General features: G+C 66.9%; 20 protein-coding genes. 13 read left to right on the forward strand and 7 right to left on the reverse strand.

The window, feature by feature from the left end; all coding sequences use genetic code 11:
* Window positions 1–47: 47 nt before the first annotated feature.
* Window positions 48–2,021 carry an RNA polymerase sigma factor RpoD gene (gene rpoD, locus JTE92_RS19660; RefSeq protein WP_063239031.1) on the reverse strand — a complete coding sequence of 658 codons (1,974 nt, stop codon included), beginning with the start codon at window positions 2,019–2,021 and terminating at the stop codon, window positions 48–50.
* A gap of 417 nt (window positions 2,022–2,438) precedes the next feature.
* On the opposite strand from rpoD, the gene JTE92_RS19665 reads away from it, so the two are divergent.
* Both JTE92_RS19665 and JTE92_RS19670 read left to right on the forward strand, forming a co-directional pair.
* Window positions 2,439–2,666, forward strand: coding sequence for a hypothetical protein (locus JTE92_RS19665; RefSeq protein ID WP_174544860.1), 228 nt, complete (start codon window positions 2,439–2,441; stop codon window positions 2,664–2,666).
* A 30-nt stretch (window positions 2,667–2,696) separates the two neighbouring features.
* A complete protein-coding gene (locus tag JTE92_RS19670) occupies window positions 2,697–3,650 on the forward strand; it encodes a pseudouridine-5'-phosphate glycosidase (protein WP_063239029.1) in 954 nt (317 codons plus the stop codon).
* Between the two features lie 146 nt (window positions 3,651–3,796).
* On the opposite strand, the gene JTE92_RS19675 is transcribed toward JTE92_RS19670, so the two are convergent.
* Complete coding sequence (locus tag JTE92_RS19675) at window positions 3,797–4,888, reverse strand: malate/lactate/ureidoglycolate dehydrogenase (protein WP_063239028.1); 1,092 nt, start codon at window positions 4,886–4,888, stop codon at window positions 3,797–3,799.
* Window positions 4,889–4,994: 106 nt separating this feature from the next.
* Here JTE92_RS19675 and JTE92_RS30650 point away from each other — a divergent pair, with 106 nt between their 5' ends.
* Window positions 4,995–5,129 (forward strand): hypothetical protein, encoded by a 135-nt coding sequence (locus tag JTE92_RS30650; RefSeq protein ID WP_255286407.1) that lies wholly within the window; start codon window positions 4,995–4,997, stop codon window positions 5,127–5,129.
* A 23-nt stretch (window positions 5,130–5,152) separates the two neighbouring features.
* Here the strand turns inward: JTE92_RS30650 and JTE92_RS19680 are convergent, their stop codons facing one another.
* Window positions 5,153–5,854 (reverse strand): GntR family transcriptional regulator, encoded by a 702-nt coding sequence (locus tag JTE92_RS19680; RefSeq protein ID WP_063239027.1) that lies wholly within the window; start codon window positions 5,852–5,854, stop codon window positions 5,153–5,155.
* A 188-nt stretch (window positions 5,855–6,042) separates the two neighbouring features.
* Between JTE92_RS19680 and araD the strand changes: the two genes are divergently transcribed.
* From araD to JTE92_RS19715, 7 genes are all read left to right on the forward strand, one after another.
* Window positions 6,043–7,782 (forward strand): L-arabinonate dehydratase, encoded by a 1,740-nt coding sequence (gene araD / locus JTE92_RS19685; RefSeq protein ID WP_063239026.1) that lies wholly within the window; start codon window positions 6,043–6,045, stop codon window positions 7,780–7,782.
* Window positions 7,783–7,807: 25 nt separating this feature from the next.
* Window positions 7,808–8,527 (forward strand): ribonuclease activity regulator RraA, encoded by a 720-nt coding sequence (locus tag JTE92_RS19690; protein WP_063239025.1) that lies wholly within the window; start codon window positions 7,808–7,810, stop codon window positions 8,525–8,527.
* 170 nt (window positions 8,528–8,697) lie between these two features.
* Window positions 8,698–8,886, forward strand: a complete 189-nt coding sequence (locus JTE92_RS19695) for a hypothetical protein (protein WP_063239024.1) — start codon at window positions 8,698–8,700, stop codon at window positions 8,884–8,886.
* A 53-nt stretch (window positions 8,887–8,939) separates the two neighbouring features.
* Window positions 8,940–9,941: a Bug family tripartite tricarboxylate transporter substrate binding protein gene (locus JTE92_RS19700; protein WP_063239023.1), complete on the forward strand. Its 1,002-nt coding sequence runs from the start codon at window positions 8,940–8,942 to the stop codon at window positions 9,939–9,941.
* 33 nt (window positions 9,942–9,974) lie between these two features.
* A complete protein-coding gene (locus JTE92_RS19705) occupies window positions 9,975–10,916 on the forward strand; it encodes a 2-hydroxyacid dehydrogenase (RefSeq protein WP_063239022.1) in 942 nt (313 codons plus the stop codon).
* Between the two features lie 269 nt (window positions 10,917–11,185).
* Window positions 11,186–12,613, forward strand: coding sequence for a homospermidine synthase (locus tag JTE92_RS19710; protein WP_063239021.1), 1,428 nt, complete (start codon window positions 11,186–11,188; stop codon window positions 12,611–12,613).
* A 45-nt stretch (window positions 12,614–12,658) separates the two neighbouring features.
* Window positions 12,659–13,969: an NAD(P)/FAD-dependent oxidoreductase gene (locus JTE92_RS19715; protein ID WP_063239020.1), complete on the forward strand. Its 1,311-nt coding sequence runs from the start codon at window positions 12,659–12,661 to the stop codon at window positions 13,967–13,969.
* Window positions 13,970–13,987: 18 nt separating this feature from the next.
* Here JTE92_RS19715 and JTE92_RS19720 read toward each other — a convergent pair whose 3' ends face one another.
* Window positions 13,988–14,296 carry a DUF2188 domain-containing protein gene (locus JTE92_RS19720; protein WP_063239019.1) on the reverse strand — a complete coding sequence of 103 codons (309 nt, stop codon included), beginning with the start codon at window positions 14,294–14,296 and terminating at the stop codon, window positions 13,988–13,990.
* Between the two features lie 475 nt (window positions 14,297–14,771).
* On the opposite strand from JTE92_RS19720, the gene JTE92_RS19725 reads away from it, so the two are divergent.
* On the forward strand, window positions 14,772–15,617 hold the full coding sequence (locus JTE92_RS19725) for a class II glutamine amidotransferase (protein ID WP_063239018.1): 846 nt from the start codon (window positions 14,772–14,774) through the stop codon (window positions 15,615–15,617).
* 40 nt (window positions 15,618–15,657) lie between these two features.
* On the opposite strand, the gene JTE92_RS19730 is transcribed toward JTE92_RS19725, so the two are convergent.
* From JTE92_RS19730 to JTE92_RS19740, 3 genes are all read right to left on the reverse strand, one after another.
* Complete coding sequence (locus JTE92_RS19730) at window positions 15,658–16,266, reverse strand: ProQ/FinO family protein (RefSeq protein WP_232353262.1); 609 nt, start codon at window positions 16,264–16,266, stop codon at window positions 15,658–15,660.
* 96 nt (window positions 16,267–16,362) lie between these two features.
* Window positions 16,363–16,953 carry a helix-turn-helix transcriptional regulator gene (locus tag JTE92_RS19735; RefSeq protein ID WP_063239016.1) on the reverse strand — a complete coding sequence of 197 codons (591 nt, stop codon included), beginning with the start codon at window positions 16,951–16,953 and terminating at the stop codon, window positions 16,363–16,365.
* Window positions 16,954–17,103: 150 nt separating this feature from the next.
* Window positions 17,104–17,772: a GntR family transcriptional regulator gene (locus JTE92_RS19740; protein ID WP_063239015.1), complete on the reverse strand. Its 669-nt coding sequence runs from the start codon at window positions 17,770–17,772 to the stop codon at window positions 17,104–17,106.
* Between the two features lie 301 nt (window positions 17,773–18,073).
* On the opposite strand from JTE92_RS19740, the gene JTE92_RS19745 reads away from it, so the two are divergent.
* Window positions 18,074–19,321: an MFS transporter gene (locus JTE92_RS19745; protein ID WP_063239014.1), complete on the forward strand. Its 1,248-nt coding sequence runs from the start codon at window positions 18,074–18,076 to the stop codon at window positions 19,319–19,321.
* Between the two features lie 48 nt (window positions 19,322–19,369).
* Entirely contained in the window at window positions 19,370–20,128 is a 759-nt protein-coding gene (locus JTE92_RS19750; protein WP_063239013.1) for a LamB/YcsF family protein, read from the forward strand.
* Window positions 20,129–20,131 lie beyond the last annotated feature (3 nt).

A 20,131-nucleotide genomic window follows, 5' to 3' on the forward strand; every position in this document is an offset into this window, starting at 1 on the left:
ACGGTTGCTTCCCATGCGCCGCCCGGCGCACGCCGGCCGGCCGGAGATCAGGCGTCGCGCAGGTAGGTCATCAGCCGGTCGGCGCGGCTCGGGTGCTTGAGCTTCTTCATGGCCTTGCTCTCGATCTGGCGGATCCGCTCGCGCGTGACGTCGAACTGCTTGCCGACTTCTTCCAGCGTATGGTCGCTGGCCATGTCGATGCCGAAGCGCATGCGCAGCACCTTGGCCTCGCGCGGGGTCAGCTCGTCCAGCATCTCGCGCACGACCGCGCGCAGGCCCGCCTGCAGCGCGGCATCGGCCGGCGTGGCGTTGTCCGAGTCGGCGATCATGTCGCCCAGGCTGGTGTCGCCGTCCTCGCCCACCGGCGTTTCCATCGACACCGGCTCCTTGGCGATCTTCATGATCGAGCGGATCTTTTCTTCCGGCATGTCCATGCGCTCGGCCAGCACGGCCGGATCCGGCTCCTTGCCGGTCTGCTGCATGATCTCGCGCGACAGGCGGTTGAGCTTGTTGATCTGCTCGATCATGTGCACCGGCACGCGGATGGTCCGAGCCTGGTCGGCAATGGCGCGCGTGACGGCCTGGCGCACCCACCACGTCGCGTAGGTGGAGAATTTCCAGCCGCGGCGGTACTCGAACTTGTCCACCGCCTTCATCAGGCCAATGTTGCCTTCCTGGATCAGGTCCAGGAACAGCAGGCCGCGGTTGGTGTACTTCTTGGCGATCGAGATCACCAGGCGCAGGTTGGCCTGCGTCATCTCGTGCTTGGCCTGGCGCATCTGGCGCTCGGCGGCCAGCATCTTGCGGTTGACCGACTTCAGCTCGGCCAGCGACAGCGTGGCGCGGGCCTGGATGTCGATCAGCTTCTGCTGGTGCGATTCCAGGTCGGGCAGGGCGCGCGCCACGGCGGCGCTGTACGGGCGGTTTTCCGCCACCAGTTCCTGGCCCCAGGCGAGGTTGGTTTCATTGCCCGGGAAGCGGGCCACGACGTCCTCGCGCGGCATGCCGCAGCGCTCGACCAGCAGCTGCAGCACCTGGCGCTCGACGGCGCGCACGGCATCGACCATCGACTGCACGTCGGCGCACAGGCGCTCGATGGTCTTCGCGGTGAAGCGGATCGCGCGCAGTTCTTCGCGCACGGTATCGCGGGCGGCCAGGAAGGCTTGCGACTGGGTGCCGTCGGTCGTCTCTTCGCTGCGCATGATCTCGAACTGCGCGGCCACGCGTGCGAACCGCTTCAGGCATTCGTCGCGCAGCTGGGCCAGGTCGGTATCGGCGCCGCCGGCCTGCTGGGTCGAGCCTTCTTCGGCATCGTCCTCGCCGCCGTCTTCGTCGTCGGCGCTGACGCTGGTGTCTTCGACCTCGTCGTCGGCGGCGGGGGCGGCGGCCTCGGCAATGCTTTCGTCGCTCAGGCCGTCGACCAGGTCGTCGATCGCCATGTCATTGGCGGACACCCGCTCGGACAGTTCCAGGATTGTCGCGATCGTCGACGGGCACGCCGAGACCGCATGGATCATGTTGTTCAGGCCGTCTTCGATGCGCTTGGCCAGCTCGACTTCCTGCTTGCGCGTGAGCAGCGTGGCCGAGCTCATCTCGCGCATGTACATGCGCACCGGGTCGGTGGTGCGGCCGAATTCGGAGTCGACCGTGGACAGCGCCACCTCGGCCTCTTCTTCGGCCTGGTCGTCGGAGGCGACCGCCGGGCCGTCGCTCAGCAGCAGCGTTTCGGCATCCGGCGTCTGCTCGTAGATCTTCACACCCATTTCGGCGAACGTGTTGACGATGCTTTCCATCGCCGCCGTGTCGGTGAAGTTTTCCGGCAGGTGGTCGCTGATGTCGGCGTGGGTCAGGTACCCGCGCTGCTTGCCCAGCTGGATCAGGGCGCGCAATTGCTGGCTACGCGCGGCAGCCTCGGCCGAGGGATCGAGCTGCGCCGCAGGCCCGCCGGGGGTCTGGCCCAGGCCCTTGATCGCTCCTGCATCTCGTGATTTGGCTGCCGTACGTTGTGCGCCGCTTGTCATTGACTGCTTTTTCCTTCGTGAATGGCAATTCGACGGCAGCGCGCACGCTTCGCGTGCATCGGGTCCTGCTGCCGAGGCTAAAGAGGGGGTTCGCTATGGCGAGGGGCCGCAACTAGGGGCGCGCCATGGCCTTCGAATCGGGGTCCGACATTGTACAGCCATTGCTGCGTCGCAGCACCTTGCAGTCGCAAGGAAGAGACTGTCGACTTGCCGGAACGGCGCATTCGGTGTACGCACCGGCCCGTTTTTCGGGTGCTCAGAAGGCCATGAGAGGGCAACATGCGACACATCGATGTCGGCTCCGGAGGCGGATCGCGATTATAGCTTAGGCGACCCGGCTAAAATCAGGCACGCGGCGCAATGGATTGCCGCGTCGAAAAAGGCCCCCGAATGCCCATGAACCCCAGAACGATCACAATGATGCTGCTGCTGGCCGCATGCAGCGTCCCGGCCTACGCGAGCCTGGCGTCCGACGCGCGCGCGTTCAAGCACAACGTCAAGGCCGCCGGCAAGCAAGGCGGACACGCCGTGCGCGATGCGGCGCATGCCGTCGGCCGCGGCGCCAAGGAGGCCGGCCATGCCGTCGGCGGTGCCGCGAAGCAGGGCTGGCATGCGACGAAAAAGGCAGTAAAGGGCAGCGACTAGCCAGTGCAGCCCGCTCACCAACGCCCCGACATGAATGCCGGCCTTGCCCAGGACTGGCTGGTCTTCAGTGCGCCAGTGGCCGCCGCGCGGGCCGCGGGCCGCCCCGTGGTCGCGCTTGAATCGACCATCATCGCGCACGGCATGCCTTATCCCGAGAACGTGCGCACCGCCCGCGAAGTGGAGGCGCTGATCCGCGGCCTCGGCGCCGAGCCGGCGACGATCGCGGTGATCGGCGGGCGCATCCGCATCGGCCTGTCCGACGACGAGCTGGAACTGCTGGGGCGCTCCGGGCGGGCGCACAAGGTCAGCCGGCGCGACCTGCCGGCGGTGCTGGCCAGCGGCGAACTGGGCGCCACCACCGTGGCGGGGACGATGATCTGCGCGGCGCTGGCGGGCATCGAGGTCTTTGTCACCGGCGGCATCGGCGGCGTGCACCGCGGTGCGCAGGAAACCTTCGACATCTCGGCCGACCTGCAGGAACTGGCCAGGACCTCGCTGGCGGTGGTCTGCGCCGGGGCGAAATCGGTGCTGGATATCGGCCTGACGCTGGAATACCTGGAGACGCATGGCGTGCCGGTGCTCAGCTGCGGGCAGGACAACGTGGCGGCGTTCTACAAGCGCGACAGCGGCTTCCGCGCGGACTACCGGCTGGATGACCCGGCGCAGCAGGCGCGCTTTATCCGCGCCAAGTGGGACCTGGGCCTGGCAGGCGGCGTGGTGCTGAGCACGCCGGTGCCCGAAGCGGCGGCCATGGGCTCGGCGGAGATCGATGGCCTGACCGCGCAGGCGCTGGCCGAAGCCGCGGCGCAAGGCATCACCGGCAAGGCGGTGACGCCGTTCCTGCTGGCCCGCATCAAGGCGCTGACCGGCGGCCGCAGCCTGGCGACCAATATCGCGCTCGTGAAGCACAACGCCGAGGTCGGGGCGCGGCTGGCGCTGGCGTTGGCCGCCACCGGATCGCTGGCCAACGCGGGCACGCCATGAACGCCAATGCCCCCGCACCGCTGAATTCCGAAGATCTGGGCCACGCTGCTGCCGTTCGCCGCGGTGGCGGACCGCGTGGCGCAGGGACGGCTGCGCTGCGCCCGGCTGGTTTGATCAGTGCTCCGGGTCGGCGTGTGAGGCGGTGCTCAGCGCGCCAGCCGCGATAGCGGCCCCGGCGAAGCGCCGCGGACCGACTGCACGCGCGCGGCGGCATCATCGAGCTGGGCCAGCGTGCCGCTGTCCACCGGGATGGCTTCGGCACGCTCGCGCCGGCGTTGCCGTTCGGGCTCGCCGGGCAGGGCGATGCCGGCGTGGCCGGATTGCTGCCGCGACGAGCGGATCCAGTCGGCAAAGGCCTGGACCTCGCCGCCAAAGCTGGTGCTGGTGCCGAGCCGCTGCGGGTCGAACACGATCGCCAGCATGTTGTTCCAGACGGCGTGGCGGTGCGTCAGCGTTTCGGGCCGGATGGTGTGGCCGCCGGTCACCGCGGCGCCCAGCAGTTCGCACATCACCGCCAGCACATGGCCCTTGTGCTCGCCGAACGCCTGCAGCGCGCCCTGCGCGGCGCCGTCGGCGGGGAACATCACCTCGGGGCGCGTGGTCGGCACCCCGTCTGCATCGATCAGGCAGCCGGCCGGCACCTCGATCCCCTTGTTGTGGGCCACGCGCACCTTGCCCAGCGCGATCGCGCTGGTGGCGAAGTCGAGCACCAGCGGCTGCGCGCCCGCCACCGGCAAGCCGATCGTGAAGGGATTGGTGCCGAAGCGCGCTTCGCTGCCACCGTGCGGGGCGACGATGGGCTTGGACAGCACGTTGACGAAGTGGATCGAGATCATGCCGGCCGCGCACGCCTGCTCGGCCCAGTGCCCGACACGTCCCAGATGGTGCGACTGGCGCAGTCCCATCACGCAGACGCCGTGCTCTTTGGCCCGGCCGATCGCCAGCGCCATGGCTTCCTCGGTCACCGCCTGGCCCATGCCGCGGTTGCCGTCCAGGCTCAGCATGCTGCCGCCGTCGTGCAGCAGGCTGACGTTGCGGTTGAGCTGCAGTTCGTCGGCCTGCCACGACAGCACGTACTTGGGGATCATGCCGACGCCGTGCGAGTCGTGCCCGCTCAGGTTGGCGCCGACCAGGTGGTCCGCGGTCAGGCGCGCCTCGCGCGTGTCGGAGCCGGCGGCAAGCCAGAGATCGGTGACCCATTGGTGCAGGGCAGGCGTGGAAATGTAGTGTTCGCTCATGTCTGTCTCGATTTGTTCTTGGATGGCGCGCCTTCGGGGTGGCGAGGCGCGGGCCCGGCGAGCGGACATTCTGGCAGCAATCTACCTGCCGGCGGTTGCCCGGGCCTTGCATTTTCTGCATAGGCACGCCGACGGGTTTGCCGATGCCTTCGAACGCGCGCGCGCCGCCGGCACGCCGGCCGTGATCGAACTGATGACCGATCCGCGCCAGCTCACGCCGGCCATGTGGGTGCAGGAGTGAGGCGCCGAGCAAGAGCGCCGCCGTCAGCGGAAATAGTCGGTGAAGCGCCCGCGGATCTCGTCGATATTGGCCAGCGTGCCGGACAGGTGCGCACGTAGCGCGCTCTCGGCGCGCGCCGGGTCGCCGGCCGCGATCGCATCGACGATGGCGTCATGGTCGCGCAGCACCGCCGTCGCCTTGCCCGGAATCGGCAGGTGCAGGCGGCGCAGCCGGTCGAGGTGGCCGCTCTGCCGGCGCACCAGCGTCCACAGGTCGGGCACCCGGGCCGCTTCGTAGAGTTCGCGATGGAAGGCCTGGTCGTTGACGTTGAATTCATCGAAGTCCTGCAGCTCAAGCATCAGGCGCTGCCGCGCGATCGTGGCGCGCAGGCGCTCGACCAGCACGGGGTCGGCCTGCAGCGCCAGCGTGCGCACGATCTCCAGCTCGACCGAGCGGCGCAGGAAGTGCGCCTGCGTCACCAGGGCGACGTCGATCGGGCTGACCACGGTGGCGTGCTGCGGAAAGATGTCGACCAGGCCTTCTTCGCCCAGCCGGATCAGGGCGTCGCGCACCGGGGTCTGGCTGATGCCGTACTGGTCGGCCAGCTCGGGGCGCGACAGCACGGTGCCCGGCGGCAGGGCCATCGAGATGATCTGGTCGCGCATGTGCTCGAACACCTGCGGCGCCGCGTGGCGCGTGCGGTCGAACTGGAACTTGGCGGCGGTAGGAATGGTTGCGGATGGCATGGGAAGGCTTGGCGCATGCCCGGATCGCCACACCGGTGGCGCCGAGGCGTTGCTGATGCGCTGGATTCTAAGGGATTTCACCCGCCTTCTCTCGCGTTGACGTACTAATATATTAGTGCTTTAATGTTTTCAAACGAGGCCAGGCAGCGCGGTTAGCCCGGCACCAGACAACAAGGTGGAAGAGACACATGACGGCTCGCAAGAAAACGCCGGACGCGCTGCGCAGCGCGCGCTGGTTCGCACCCGATGACCTGCGTTCGTCGGGCCATCGGTCCCGGATCATGCAGATGGGCTACTCGCCGGGCGAGTGGCTGGGCAAGCCGATCATCGCCATCATCAATACGTGGTCGGACATCAATCCCTGCCACGCCCACTTCAAGCAGCGCGTCGACGACGTCAAGCGCGGCATCCTCCAGGCCGGCGGCTTCCCGATCGAACTGCCGGCGATCTCGCTGTCGGAAAGCTCGGTCAAGCCGACCACCATGCTCTATCGCAATTTCCTCGCGATGGAGGCGGAAGAGCTGATCCGCTCGCACCCGATCGACGGCGCCGTGCTGATGGGCGGCTGCGACAAGACCACGCCGGGCCTGCTGATGGGCGCCACCAGCGCCGGCGTGCCGGCCATCTTCGTTCCCGCCGGGCCGATGCTGCGCGGCAACTACAAGGGCAACGTGCTGGGCTCCGGCTCGGACGCCTGGAAATACTGGGACGAGCGCCGCGCCGGCAACATCACCGACGCGCAGTGGACCGGCATCGAGGCCGGCATCGCGCGCAGCCACGGCACCTGCATGACCATGGGCACGGCCAGCACGATGACGGCGATTGCCGAAGCCATCGGCATGACGCTGCCCGGCGCCTCGTCGATCCCGGCGGCCGACGCCAACCATATCCGCATGTGCTCCGAGGCCGGCCGCCGCATCGTCGGCATGGTGTGGGAAGACCTGACGCCGCAGCGCATCCAGACCCGCCAGGCGTATGAAAACGCGATCGCCGTGGCGATGGCGATGGGCTGCTCGACCAACGCGATCATCCACCTCATCGCCATGGCCCGGCGCGCCGGCCATGACATCGGCCTGGAAGACTTCGATGCGGCCAGCCGGCGCGTGCCGGTGATCGCCAATATCCGGCCCAGCGGCGACAAGTACCTGATGGAGGATTTCTTCTACGCGGGCGGGCTGCCTGCGCTGATGCAGCGCATCAGCGACCGCCTGCACCTGGACGCGCTCACCATCACCGGGCGTCCGCTGGGCGAAACCATCGCCGATGCCGAGGTCTACAACGACGACGTGATCCGCACGCCGGAGAACGCGCTGTACCAGGAAGGCGCGCTGGCGGTGCTGAAGGGCAACATCGCGCCGGACGGCTGCGTGATCAAGCCCAGCGCGTGCGAGAAACGGTTCTTCCGGCATACCGGCCCGGCGCTGGTGTTCGACGACTATCCGTCGATGAAGGAAGCGGTGGAGCGCGACGACCTGGATGTCACCGCCGACCACGTGCTGATCCTGCGCAACGCCGGCCCGCAGGGCGGTCCCGGCATGCCGGAGTGGGGCATGCTGCCGATCCCGAAGAAGCTGGTGAAGCAGGGCGTGCGTGACATGCTGCGCATGTCCGACGCGCGCATGAGCGGCACCAGCTACGGCGCCTGCATCCTCCATGTCTCGCCCGAATCGTATGTGGGCGGACCGTTCGCGCTGGTGCGCACCGGCGACCTGATCTCGGTCGACATCGAACGGCGCAGCATCCACCTCGAAGTCTCCGATGAAGAGCTGGCGCGCCGCCGGGCGGAGTGGGCACCCCCGCCCGCGCGTTTCGGGCGCGGCTATGGCTGGATGTTCTCCCGGCATATCCGCCAGGCCAACGAAGGCTGCGATTTCGATTTCCTGCAAACCGACTTCGGCGCGCCGACCGGCGAGCCGAGCATCTACTGACGCCACCACACCGGCAAGGATCACCATGACCCGACTCAGCCCCGCGGTACGGGACCAGCTCAAGACCGTCAGCACCGCCACGCTGTGCACCGCGCTGTTCAAGCGCGGCCTGCGCAACCAGTTCATTCAGGACGTACGCCCGCTCAACCCGGAGGGCGGCACCATGGTGGGCGAGGCCTTCACGCTGCGCTATATCCCGGCGCGCGAAGACCTCAACCCCATCACCGTGTTCCAGGATCCCGCGCATCCGCAGCGGCAGGCGATCGAGCAGTGCCCGCCCGGCGCGGTGCTGGTGATCGACAGCCGCAAGGACGCGCGCGCGGCCTCGGCCGGCTCGATCCTGGTCTCGCGGCTGATGCAGCGCGGCGGCGCCGGCATCGTCACCGACGGCGGCTTTCGGGATTCGCCCGAGATCGCCCGCCTGGCGATTCCGGCGTACCACCAACGGCCTTCGGCGCCGACCAACCTGACGCTGCACCAGGCCCTGGAATTCAACGTGCCGATCGGCTGTGGCGATGTGGCGGTCTTTCCCGGCGACGTGATGGCTGGCGATGGCGAGGGCGTGATCGTGATCCCGGCGCACCTGGCCGAAGAAATCGCCGCCGAGGCCGTGGAGATGACCGCGTTCGAGGACTTCGTCACCGAGGAAGTGAACAAGGGCCGCTCGATCATCGGGCTTTACCCGCCGACCAGCGAGCAGGCGCGCGAGGACTTCGCGGCATGGCGCAAGACCAACGGGCGCTAGCCGAAGTCGGGGGCGAAGGCGGAGCGAAAGAGCAGGAAGTCACCCCGCAAACCTCACGAGCGGTAGCAAAGCCGCAGGTTTCCGATTTACCGATTGGGTGCTCCCTCTCCCGCAAGCGGGAGACGGGAGCAACCCGGCAGTTCCACAAATAAATCCAGGCAGGAGACACCATGAACACCAAGCTCCGTTCCCCCCGAATCGCCACCGCGCTCGCCGTGGCAGCGCTCTGCATCACCTTGGCTCCGACCGCCGGCATCGAACCCGCCGGCGGCAGCTCCGCGCAGTTCTCGGGCTTTATCCAGACCGAGATGGCCAAGTGGGCCAAGGTGGCCAGGAACGCCGGCATCCAGCCGGAATGACAAGACGCACACGACGACGCTCATCCCGACAACGCCAATCGAACGAGACAGCCATGCCAGACCGCATTCCCTCCACCGGCCGGCGCCGCGCGCTGCTGGCCCTGTGCCTCTGCGCCGCACCGCTCCTTGCACCTGCCGCCCACGCGCAAGCCAATCCCAACTGGCCAGCACGGCCGGTCACGATCATCCTGCCGTTCACACCCGGCGGCGGCACCGACATTGCCACGCGCCTGGTAGCGCAGCGCCTGTCGCAGCTGTGGGGCCAGCCGGTGCTGGTGGACAACCGGCCCGGCGCGGCCGGCAACGTTGGCCTGGAGCTGGCGTCACGCGCCAGGCCGGACGGCTATACGCTGGTGGCCGGCAACGTCGGCACCCAGTCGATCAATCCCACGCTGTACACCAAGCTGTCCTACGATCCCAACCGCCTGATCCCGATCACCGAGATGGCGGAGCTGCCGTTCGTGCTGGTGGTGACGCCAAAGCTGCCCGCCAGGACCCCGCAGGAGCTGGTGACGCTGGCCAGGGCGCAGCCGGGCAAGCTGTCGTTTGCCAGTTCGGGCACGGGCGGGTCGCCGCACCTGTCGGGCGAGATCTTCAAGGCCGCGACCGGCACCGACATGCTGCACGTGCCCTACAAGGGCGGCGGCGCCGCCATGAGCGACCTGATGGCGGGCAATGTCGACATGCTGTTCGCGTCGGTGCTGGAAACCGCCGGGCACGTCAAGGCGGGCAAGCTGCGCGCGCTTGCCGTCACCGGCACGGTGCGCTCGCCGGCGCTGCCGGACGTGCCCACGCTGGCGCAGGCCGGCATCAGCGGCGCCGAGTCCGGCTCATGGGTCGGCTTGCTGGCGCCGGCCGGCACGCCCAAGGACATCGTCGACAAGATCGCCGCGGGCGTGAAGCAGGTGGTGGCGCTGCCCGAAGTGCGCCAGCAGCTGGTGGACCAGGGCGCGATTCCCGTCGGCAGCACGCCGCAGCAGTTCACCGAGCTGATTTCCACCGACCGCAAGCGCTACGCCAAGGTCATCGTCGACAACAAACTGCGCGCCGACTGACGCGCGCGTCTCTCCTCAAAGGATCCCTTGCGCATGAAACCCCGCCTGTTGCAGCACGGCCGCCTGCCCGACGCCACCGAAGCGCGCCTGGCCGAGCACTATGACGTTCATCCGTTCTGGACCGAAGCCGATCCCGCCGGCTTCCTGGCCCGCCGCGGCAGCGAGTTCGTCGCGCTGACGACGCGCGCCGCGCTCGGCGCCGATGCCGCGCTGCTGGCCGCGCTGCCGTCGCTGCGCGTGATCTCCAGCTTTGGCGTCGGCCTGGACAAGCTAGATCTCGACACCGCGCGTCGGCGCGGCATCGCCGTGGGCTATACGCCGGACGTGCTCAACGACTGCGTGGCCGATACCGCGTTCGCGCTGCTGCTGGATGTCTCGCGCAAGGTCAGCGCCGCGGACCGCTTCGTGCGCCGCGGCGAATGGCCCAAGGGGCAGCCGTTCCCGCTGGCGACGCGCGTCAGCGGCAAGCGGCTCGGCATGATCGGCATGGGCCGCATCGGCCGCGTCATCGCGCACCGCTCGGTGGGGTTCGACATGGAAGTGCGTTATCACAGCCGCAACCCGGCCGAGGACGCGCCTTATCCCTATGAACCGTCGCTGGAAGCGCTGGCGCGATGGGCTGACTACCTTGTTGTCGCCACCGCCGGCGGTCCTGCCACGCGTCACCTGGTGTCCGCCGCTGTCCTCGATGCACTGGGCCCGCGCGGCTTCCTGATCAATATCGCCCGCGGCACGGTGGTAGACGAGGCGGCGCTCATCGATGCGCTGTCACAGCAGCGCATCGCCGGAGCGGGCCTTGACGTGTTCGAGGACGAACCGAACGTGCCCGAGGCGCTGTTCGGACTGGACAACGTCGTCTTGCTTCCGCATATCGCCAGCGCCACGCATGAAACACGGCAAGCGATGGCGGAGCTGGTATTCGAGAACCTGCAGCAGTTCTTTGCAACCGGCGCGGTGAAAAAGTCGGCAATCTGATGCAAGACTGCCGACTTGAAGTAGAAGCGTAAAAGGTTTGCCACCGCTGCTGCCTTTGGTCCGGGCCCGAGGCATGGCCTGGCGCACCTCGTTGCAAGCCTTGCGCCGGCAAGGCTGAAATCCTTACCTGAGAGCACATCGGAGGGCGGTGCTAAGGAAAGATGTTCTCCTTGGCTCAGAGCCGGGATGATGGCAAAGCGTCCGGCACACCGCTTGCTTGAGACAGTCTGGGCGGAGCAAGGTCCGCAGTCATCTTTCGGGGGCATGGGATGGACGCGCCGGCAAGCGACTTCAGGAAATACAAGGGGCTCAAGGGACGCATGCTCATCGTCGGCTTCGGCAGCATCGCACGATCCGCGGTGCCGCTGCTGCTGCGCCATTTCGACATCACGCCTGACCGGATCACTGTCGTCTGTCCGGCCGGCAACGATACCTCGGTCGCGGCCTCGTTCGGCATCCCGGTGCTGGAAAAAACGCTGACCGAGGCCAACTACAAGGACGTCCTGCAACCGCTGCTGGGCGAGGGCGACTTCCTGCTGAACCTGTCGGTCAACGTTTCCAGCGAGGCATTGGTGCGGTATTGCTGGGAGCACGGCGTGCGCTACCTGGATACGTCGATCGAGCCCTGGGCGGGCGCTTGCGCCGATCCCGATGCCTCGCTATCGCGGCGCAGCAACTATGCATTGCGGGAAGGCGTGCTTGCCTTCCGCCTGGACAAGCGCGACGGTCCTACCGCGGTCCTGACGCAGGGCGCGAACCCGGGGCTGGTGTCAGCCTTCGTCAAGCAGGCGCTGGTCAACATGGCCGCGGACAACGACCTCGAATACGATCCGCCGGCGTGCTTCGAAGACTGGGCGGCACTGGCACGGCAACTGGATATCCGCGCGATCCACGTGTCCGAACAGGACACGCAGGTCGGCGAGCAGCGCAAGGCTCCGGACGAGTTCGTCAATACCTGGTCGGTCGACGGCTTTATCGAGGAAGGCATGCAGCCCGCGGAACTCGGCTGGGGCACGCATGAGCGGCACTGGCCCGATGAAGCGAGGCGCCATGGCTTCGGCTCGGATGCGGCGGTCTACCTGACGCGCCCCGGTTTCGCGACGCGCGTGCGCAGCTGGACACCGCTGGGCGGGCCTTACCAGGGTTTCCTGATCACGCACGGCGAATCGATCTCCATTGCCGACCACCTGACGCTGCGCGAGAACGGCGAAGTCGCCTACCGGCCGACCGTCCACTACGTCTACCGTCCCTGCGACGACGCGCTGCTGTCGATCGACGAACTGGCCGGCAACGGATGGCGCAGGCAGGCGCACCAGCGCATCCTGCGCGACGATATCGTTGGCGGGATGGATGAACTCGGCGTGCTGCTGATGGGCAATGCGCGCGGCGTGTACTGGTATGGCTCGCGGCTTGCCAGCGAAGACGCGCGGCGGCTGGCGGAACACAATACCGCGACCAGCCTGCAGGTCGTGGCGGGAATCCTGGGGGGCATCGTCTGGGCGCTGGAGCATCCGCGCGCGGGCGTGGTCGAGCCCGAGGACCTGGATTTCGAGATGGTGCTGCGGGTGGCCCGGCCTTACCTGGGCGAAGTGGTTGGCGTCTATGGCGAATGGACGCCGCTGGCGCAGCAGTCCGGCCTCTACCCCGAACCGAGCGATGAAGACCCCTGGCAGTTCATAAACGTGCGCGTACCTTAGGGGTCCCGCTCAACCGAGCCTGGCGGGCCGAACGGAGCCGAGACGATGGCGGGGCTGCTGCAGAAAGAACTGGGTGTCATCGAGAACTCGTACTATGAGGCGAGCGTGGTCCGCCCTCCGCCCAGCCCGCCGCTGCAGGGGCGCCTGCGTACGCAGGTGTGCGTAGTGGGCGGCGGCTATGCCGGCTTGTCCTGTGCGCTGGAACTGGCGGCGCTGGGCTTCGATGTCGCGCTGCTGGAAGCGCACCGGATCGGATGGGGGGCCTCGGGGCGCAATGGCGGACAGGCGATCGTCGGGTTCGGATCGGAAGGCGAGGGCGCCATCGAACGCCAATGCCCGGAAGAGCTGGCACGCGCGGCCTGGAATGCCTCGGTCGAAGGCATGCGCCTGCTGGAGCGGCGCATCGACACTTTCGCCATTGCCTGCGACCATGTGCGCGGCTACATGACGCTGGCGCCGCGGCAGCGCAAGGTCGACGGCCTGCGCCGATGGGTGCGCCACATGCGCGAACACTATGGCTATCCGCTTGAATGGGTCGAGCGCGCGCAGCTTTCGCGCTATGTCTGCAGCGACCGCTTTGTCGCAGGCGCCTTCGATCCGCACTCGGGCCACCTGCATCCGCTCAAGTATTGCCTCGGCCTCGGCGATGCGGCGCGCCGGCAGGGCGTCAAGGTCTTCGAGAATTCGCCGGCCTATCGCGTGGAGCGCGACATGGCGCCCGTGGTGAAAACGGCGGAAGGCGAGATCCACTGCGAGCAGGTCGTGCTGGCGGGCAATGTCTACCTTGGCGAATTCGGCGACCACCTGGCGCCGGAAATCGCCGCGCGCATCATGCCGGTGGGGACCTACATGATTGCCACGGAGCCCATGGAGGCCGGCCGTGCCAACGCGCTGATACCGGGCAGGGTGGCGGCCTCGGACAACAACCTGATCGTGGATTATTTCCGCCTGAGCGCGGACAACCGCTTGCTGTTCGGCGCTGGCGAGACCTTCAATGCGCGCCCGCCGCAGAACCTGGTGCAGCGCATCCGCGCGCGCATGGTGCAAACGTTCCCGCAGACCGCGGACCTCAATATCGACTATGCCTGGGGCGGTTTTGTCGATGTCACGATGAACCGCGCCCCAGACCTCGGGCGCATTGGTTCATGCCTTTACTACGCGCAGGGATTTTCGGGCCATGGGCTGCTGTTCGCCGGCATGGCAGGCAAGCTGATCGCGGAAGCGATGAGCGGCGATGCGTCGCGATTCGACGTCTTCACGCGCATCCGGCATCACCAGTTCCCGGGCGGTGCGTGGTTCCGCACGCCGGCGCTGGTATTGGGGATGTGGTACTACAGGCTGCGCGACCTGCTCTGAGGGCGGCAGCGGAGCAGGTCAGACCGGGGTGTTCCTGGCTTTTTCCGCCGTCGCCGGCTGTTCCGCCGGCACCGGCGGCAGGGTGATGCATTCCGGCTGCGTCATGGAGTCCGCCGGCGGCATGGCGTGGGAGCAATCAATACGCTGGGTGATATCGCCGTTCTTGTCATGCACATAGAGCATCGCTTGCCGCTCCACCGCGAGCGACGTGGCAAGGGCAATGGCGCTGGTCAGATCGAGGCCGACCTGAATGCGCCCTTCACCCTCTGCTGCGATTGCCCAGTGTCCATCGAAAACAACATGCACATTGCAGTTCTGAACAGGCATCGGCTGCTTCCTCAATGGATGGCCCAACGGGCCCTTCAAATATTGTAGACACAAGCTGGCATGAGACCGCCCCGAACGGGGGCGCCCGGAAGTCGCGCAATCCGTACAGCATGGCAGGGCTGTCTTTCCTCGCAAGAAATGATCCTGCAAGGGCCATACCCGCGCGCACAGCGGTTGCCCGTCACGCGCCCAGACCCCGGAACTCCGGGAATAAGGCCAGGAACTCCGTATCCGCTGGCGCGGGCGCGCTTTGCAGAATTTGCATTTGTCGCCCTGGCGCGGGTAGTAATTTTACATGGGCTGAGGGGCCCTGTTCACGTCCGATGGCAGCTGTGCCGCAAGCGGCATTTGCCAGTGGCGACCGGTCCGGCCCCAGCGCTGCGCGCAGGCGGCACTTTGCCGTTCCGCCGTTGCCGTCCTACAACTGGAGAGTGGGCCGGAAAGGCACCGGGCCGCACTTGTGAGGAGACCCATCATGTGCCGCTGGCTGGCGTACTCGGGCAGGTCCGTTCCTCTGGAAGCGGTGCTGTTCCAGCCGGAACATTCATTGATCGACCAGAGCCTGAATTCCAGGCTCGGCCATACCACCACCAATGGCGATGGCTTCGGCGTCGGCTGGTACGGCAGGCATTCCGAGGTGCCATTCCGCTACCGCTGCCTGCATCCGGCATGGAGCGACACCAACCTGCGCGAGACCGCGCGCGCGGTGCGGGCGCCGCTGTTTCTGGCCCATGTGCGCGCGGCCACCGGCACGCCCACGCAGGAGACCAACTGCCATCCGTTCCGCTTCGGCCGCTGGCTGTTCGTGCATAACGGGCTGATCCGCGAATATCCGCAGCTGCGGCGCGACCTGATGATGGCCGTGGCGCCGCACCTGTTCCGCTGGATCGAGGGATCGACCGACTCGGAGGTCATGTTCTTCCTGGCGCTGACCTTCGGCCTGGAGCGCGACCCGAGTGGCGCACTGGAGCAGATGGCGGGGCTGATCGAGGACGTCGGCCATCGCTATGACGTGCAGTTCCCGCTCAACATGACGGTGTGCGTCACGGATGGCCAGCAGGTCGTGGCGGTGCGCTATTCGAGCGAGACGGCGTCGCGCTCGCTGTTCCACAGCACCTCGTTCCGGCAGCTGCGCGAGCTGTATCCCCAGGATCCGCGCATCATCGCCGCCGGCGACGATGCGTTCCTGGTGTTGTCGGAGCCGCTGATCGATGTGCAGGGGGTTTGGGAGGAGATCCCGGAAGCGACTATCCTGGTGGCCCGGAATGGCCAGATCGAGCACAAGCGCTTTGTGCCGAGAATGCCTGAGCCGTCCGCGTAGCCACCGGGGAAGGGTGCCTTGCCAGAAGGCGCCGGGATAGTCAGGCGGGCTTGTCGGCCTGTGACGGTTCGGTCGCCTGTGCTGGCTGTTCCGGCTGCGTTTGCTGGGCCTGCTGGGCCTGCCGGGCTTGCTCGGCTTGCTGCGCTGGTTGCTTCGGTAGCGGCCGGGCAGTGCGGCTGCGCTGCAATTGCCGCGCGCGCCGGGCATCGGCCTCGGTGACCTGTCCGGCGGGCTCGCCGGCAAGGTCCACGCGCGCCGCGCCTTCCACCATGCCGTTCCAGTAGCGTGCGCCGCGGCACCAGGTCCGGATCGCGTCGCGCAGCTCGGCCTCGGTCAGCTTCAGTTCCTGTGCGTGCTGCACCAGGTCCTGGAAGATGCCGACCTTGAGCGGCACTTTCGGCGCCGGGTTCTTCGGGAAGACGGCAGGGAAACGCTTTTGCAGCCTGGAGATGGCGAGGACCACCGGATCGACCGGCTTTTCCGGCACAGCCGGGGCGGCATCGCGTGCGCGCGCGGGCTTGTTGCCCTTGGGACCCTTGGCGCCCTTGCCGCCGTTAGTTCCCTTGCCGTCGGTTGTTCCCTTGTTGCCGTTGGTGCCCTTGGTTCGCTTTGCAGACTCGGCCGCCTTTTCGGCCTTTGCCTGTTCCACGAGTTTTGCCTTCAGCGCCGCCAGTTGTTCGAAGCCCATTGTGTCAAGACATGTAAACGTGGCGGCATTGTATCAGGGTGCCGTCTGACTCACCGATCAGCGCTCGCGCGACAGGTTTTCAAGCCACAGGCTCATCAACCCGGCACGGCCCCTGACGCCGAATTTGCGGAAGATCGTGGTGACGTAGGAATGGGTGGTGGAGACGGCGAGGCCGAGGCGCTGGGCGATCTGCTTCTCCGAAGCGTCGGTCAGCAGCAGCTGCAGGACCTTCTGCTCATGGGGCGCGAGCGGCACCGGGGAAAACGCCAGGCCCAGTTCGACCACGCTTTTCTTCCTCAATGCCGTGACATCGCGCGCGACCCCGACGCGCATCCGTTCCGATTGCAGCCATCCGGCCGACCACATGATATGGACCGCGTTGCCGTCCTTGTGCCGGTAGCGGTTCTCGAAGCCGATCCGCTTCTTGCCGGCCATGACTTCCCTGGCCTCGACGAGGGTGCGGTCGCGGTCGTCCTGCACCACCAGGTCGATGATGGACTGGCCGGTGATTTCCTTTGGCGTGTAGCCGAGGATGCCCTCGCAGGCCGCGCTGACATACTGGATGCGGCCGCTGGTATCGACCAGGAACATGGCATCCAGCATATGGTCCGCGAATTCGGCGCGGTCCTTCCCGATCTCGTTCCCCATGGCAGTCTGGAATAAATACCGCAGCTGCTGCGCTGCGCCGACCCGCGTGCCGCCGGGTTCCCATGGAAGTGAAGACTAGACGACGCTCCCGCACCTGTAAATAACGCCAAGGGAGGTACGCCAGATCCGTTCACATCACTTCACCTCGCTTCAGCGCCCCTTGAACACCGGGTGCCGCGCGCACACCGACAGCACGATGCGCTCGGATTGCGTCAGGTAATCGTTCAGCGCCACCGCGCATTCGGCCAGCTTGCCCGCCTCGAACAGTTCCAGGATGTGCTGGTTCATCTCGACGTAAGGGCCATGCAGGAATTCCGGGTCATGCAGCATGCCGAATGCCAGGCGCAGTTCCGCGAGCAGATGGGAGAACATCACGTTCAGGCGCTCGCTGTCGGCCAGCTCCACGATCGCCATGTGGAATTCCATATTGGCGGTGCCCGCGCCCTGCCAATCGCCGCTGTCGCGGCAACGCAGGCCCGTCTCCACCGCCGCGCGCAGGTGCTTGCGGGCCGGATGGCTGGGGTAGGCCTGGGCAATGGCCTGGCATTCGATCAGCCGTCGCACCCGATAGATGTCGATGATCGACGCAATGCTCGGAATCGCCACCGACACGCCGCGGTTGGGCTCATGCTTGAGCAGGCCTTCCTTGGTCAGCACGCGGAAGGTCTCGCGCAGGGTGTTGCGGGAAATCTGCAGGCTTTCGCTCAGCGCCGCTTCCGACAGGCGCTGCCCCGGCTCGAACTCGCCATGCACGATGCGCTGGCGGATCTGTTCGGTGACCCGCTCGGCCAGGTTCTTGACGTCAGGTGTGGAGGACATGTTGGCTGGATCGGGCACCGGCTCATTCCGGTGGGGCCCGTGACTGGATGTTAACGCACTTTGTTCAACAATTTGCACTGGATTGGTGCGGGCACTGGCCCGGAAGGTGCCTTAGGTGTATACCATGATCGATCAACGCCAAAGATTGTTCAACAATACTAGTGCGGTGGTTGAGTGATACGTGCCGATAGGTCAACATGGCATGCGATTTGCTAAACAACGCCGATGAAAACGAACATCGTCGTCAGTCAATGCGGCGAGCTTTTTCCCACGCTTTGTCCTTGTCCTAGTGAGCGCAACCATGTGGCTTAAAGAAACTACCGGAGAAGAGCGCAAGACGCTCTTTGCCGCCTTCGTCGGCTATGGCGTCGATGCCTTCGACTACATGATCTACACCTTCATGATCCCCACGTTCATTCTCGTGTGGGGCATGACCAAGGCCGAAGCCGGCTATATCGCGACCGGCGCGCTGATCAGCTCGGCAGTCGGCGGCTGGCTGGCCGGCATCCTGGCCGACAAGTACGGCCGCGTGCGGATCCTGCAGCTGACCGTGCTCTGGTTCAGCTTCTTCACTTTCCTGAGCGGCTTCACCAATTCTCCCGAGCAGCTGTTCGTCACGCGCATGCTGCAAGGCCTGGGCTTCGGCGGCGAATGGTCGGTCGGCTCGGTGCTGATCGCCGAGATGATCCGCGCGCGTCACCGCGGCAAGGCCGTGGGCCTGGTGCAGAGCAGCTGGGCGGTCGGCTGGGGGCTTTCGGCGGTCGCATTCTGGGCGGTGTATGCCCTGGTCGAGCAGCAATACGCCTGGCGCGTGCTGTTCTGGATCGGCGTGCTGCCGGCGGTCTTCATCCTCTACATCCGCCGCAATATCAGCGAGCCCAAGGTGTACCGCGAAACCCAGGCCAAGCTGGCGCGCACCGGCGAGAGCAACAACTTCATGCTGATCTTCAAGCCCGGCGTGCTGCGCGTGACCGTGCTGGCCAGCCTGCTGGCAACCGGCATGCAGGGTGCCTACTATTCGGTGACCACGTGGCTGCCCACCTACCTGAAGATGGAGCGCAACCTGTCCGTGCTCAACACCAGCGGCTACCTGATGGTGCTGATCGCGGGCTCCTTCGCCGGCTACCTGACCAGCGCCTGGCTGTCCGACCACCTGGGCCGCCGCCGCTGCTTCATGCTGTTCGCCGTGAGCGCGGCCATCCTCGTGGTCTGCTACACGCAGCTGCCCATCACCGACGCGGCGATGCTGGTGCTGGGCTTCCCGTTCGGCTTCTTCCTGTCGGGCATCTTCTCGGGCATGGGGGCTTACCTGACCGAGCTCTACCCCAGCCATATCCGCGGTTCGGGGCAGGGCTTCTGCTACAACTTCGGCCGCGCGGTCGGTTCGATCTGCCCGGCCATGATCGGGCACATGAGCGCAAAGATGTCGCTGGGCGTGGCGATCGGCTACATGGCCGCCGGGGCCTATGCACTGGTGGTGATCGCCTGCCTGATGTTGCCGGAAACCCGTGGTCGCGAACTGCTTGGCGAAGCCGAGGCAGCGCACTGAAGCACCGCAGCCCTGAAGCCCTGAAGCCCTGAAGCACCGGACCACACTATGCATATCGATCTGAACAGCGACCTCGGCGAGAGCTTCGGCGCCTGGAGCATGGGCAACGACGCCGCCATGCTGGATATCGTCAGCAGCGCCAACGTGGCCTGCGGCTTCCATGCCGGCGATCCGGCAGGCATCCTGCAGACGCTGAAGGCCGCGGCGGAGCGCGGCGTCGCGGTGGGCGCGCATGTGTCCTACCCCGACCTGCAGGGCTTCGGCCGCCGCAACATGGACTTGGCCAGCGCCGACCTGGTGGCCGACGTGATCTACCAGGTCAGCGCGCTGTCGGGCATGGCCGCCACCGTCGGCACCACGGTGCGCTATGTCAAGCCGCACGGCGCGCTCTACAACACCATTGCCAGCGACGAACGCCAGGCGCGCGACGTGATCGCCGCCATCCGCGCGGTGAACCCGGAACTGGCGCTGGTGGCGCTGGCCGGCTCGCCGCTGGTGGGCTGGGCGCGCGGGGCCGGCCTGCGTGTGATCGCCGAAGCGTTCGCCGACCGCGCCTACACGGCGCAGGGCACGCTGGTGTCCCGCCGCGAGAAGGGCGCGGTGCTGCACGATGCCGCCGACGTGGCGCAGCGCATGCTGCGCCTGGTGCGCGAAGGCACGGTGCTCGCCATCGACGGCAGCGTGGCGCGCGTGGAGGCGCAATCGATCTGCGTGCATGGCGACAGCGACGGCGCGCTCGAGATGGCGCGCGCCGTGCGCGCCGCGCTGGAGCGCGACGGCATCGCGATTCGCACGTTCGCCGCCTGAACA

The organism is Cupriavidus oxalaticus, assembly GCF_016894385.1.
Lineage (GTDB): Bacteria > Pseudomonadota > Gammaproteobacteria > Burkholderiales > Burkholderiaceae > Cupriavidus > Cupriavidus oxalaticus.